Annotated in this window: 2 protein-coding genes; one reads left to right on the forward strand and one right to left on the reverse strand. The window is 67.3% G+C overall.

All coding sequences use genetic code 11. The annotated features are described in order from the left end of the window. Positions 1-106: 106 nt before the first annotated feature. Positions 107-760, forward strand: coding sequence for an outer membrane lipoprotein chaperone LolA (gene lolA / locus BIS11_RS16570; RefSeq protein ID WP_253420258.1), 654 nt, complete (start codon positions 107-109; stop codon positions 758-760). A 40-nt stretch (positions 761-800) separates the two neighbouring features. Here lolA and BIS11_RS16575 read toward each other — a convergent pair. Continuing rightward, positions 801-1,781 (reverse strand): replication-associated recombination protein A (locus BIS11_RS16575; protein ID WP_253586588.1); only part of this gene is annotated, 981 nt, incomplete at its 5' end.

Below are 1,781 nucleotides of genomic sequence, written 5' to 3' on the forward strand. Positions count from 1 at the left end.
GGCACAAGGCGTCTGAGTGTGGACACAAGGACGTAGCAAGGTCCGACCGATAACGCATCAACGCGGGTAACCCCGCCATTTGGCAATTTGCCTAGGGAGTATGGTAATGAGCGACATCGACACTCGACGTTCCTCTTCGTTGGCGCTGGCCGCCAGCGCGCTGGGCCTGAGCTTCGCCTCGCCGCTGGCGCTCGCCAACGACGCCGCCGAGCGCCTGACCGAGCGTCTGGAGCCGCTGGAAACCTATCAGGCGCGCTTCGAGCAGCAGATCACCGGCAGCGGTGGCGAGCGCCTGCAGGACGCGCGCGGCGAAATGTGGCTGTCGCGCCCGGGCATGCTGCGCTGGGAAGTCGAAGCGCCGTATTCCCAGATCGTCGTCTCCAACGGTAGCGACGTCTACCTGTACGACCCGGACCTGGAGCAGGTCACCGTGCAGGCGATGGACAACCGCGTCTCCCACACGCCGGCGCTGTTGCTGTCGGGAAGCGCCCGTGACCTGACCAACAACTACGACGTCTTCCACGAGCAGCAAGGCGGCGAGGACACCTTCACCCTGATTCCCACCTCCACGGATACGCTGTTCGAGGAGCTCTCCATGGTGTTCGAGGGCGAGACCCTGACCGAGCTTCTGATGACCGACAGCACCGGCCAGCGTACCGCCATCACCTTCAACGGCGTCACCCAGAACGGTCGCATCGACCGTGGCCTGTTCGATTTCGAGATTCCTGAAGGCACCGACGTGATCCGCGAAAGCTTCTGATCCTGCCGCACGTCACATCGCTTTACCATGATCGGGCGCCTCAGGGCGCCCGATCTGCGTCTGCATCCTTCGCTTCGCGCCAGGCCATGATCTCGCCAAAGCGCTTCTCCTGGCCGAACGGGCTGGGGTCATAGAAGCGCGCGCGGGGCAGCTCCTCGGGCCAGCAGTCGTGGGCGCTGCCCGCCGGGTAGCCGTCCGGCTCGTTGTGGGCGTAGCGGTACCCTTCGCCGTGGCCGAGCTCTTCCATCAGCTTGGTCGGGGCGTTGCGCAGGTAGGTGGGCACTTCGAGCCGTGGCTGGCTCGCCGCGAACTGCTGGGCGGCCTTCCAGGCCTGGTCGATGCGGTTGCTCTTGGGCGCGACCGCCAGGTGGATGGCGGCGTGGGCGATCGCCCGCTGGCCCTCGTAGTCGCCCAGGCGCAGGTAGGCGTCCCAGGCGGCGATCACCAGCGGCAGCGCCCGCGGGTCGGCGTTGCCGACGTCTTCCGAGGCGATGGCGCTGAGCCTGCGCACCACGTCGAGCGGGTCGCCCCCGCCCTGGATGAAGCGCGCCATGTAGAGAAGCGCCGCGTCCGGGCGCGAGGAGCGCACCGACTTGTGGATCGCCGAGAGCAGGTCATAGTAAGCGTCTCCCTGCTTGTCGAAGGCGCTGGACTGGTGGCCGATGACGTCCGCCAGCGCACTCTTGGCGAGCACCTCGCCGCCGTTTTCTGCCCGGGTGAAGTCGCAGGCGGTCTCCAGAAGCCCCAGTGCTCGACGCGCGTCGCCGGCGGCGGCGCGGGCCAGCGCCTCGAGCACGCCATCCTCCACCGCGATGGCGCGACTGCCCAGGCCGCGCTCGACGTCGTCGAGCGCCTGGCGCATCACCTGGATCAGCTCCTCTTCGGTGAGCGACTTGAGCACGTAGACCCGCGTGCGCGACAGAAGCGCCGAGTTCACCTCGAAGGAGGGGTTCTCGGTGGTCGCGCCGATCAGCGTCAGAAGCCCGGACTCCACGTGGGGCAGAAGCGCATCCTGCTGGCT

This window comes from Halomonas sp. 707D4 (genome assembly GCF_024158685.1).
In the GTDB taxonomy this organism is placed as follows: domain Bacteria; phylum Pseudomonadota; class Gammaproteobacteria; order Pseudomonadales; family Halomonadaceae; genus Vreelandella.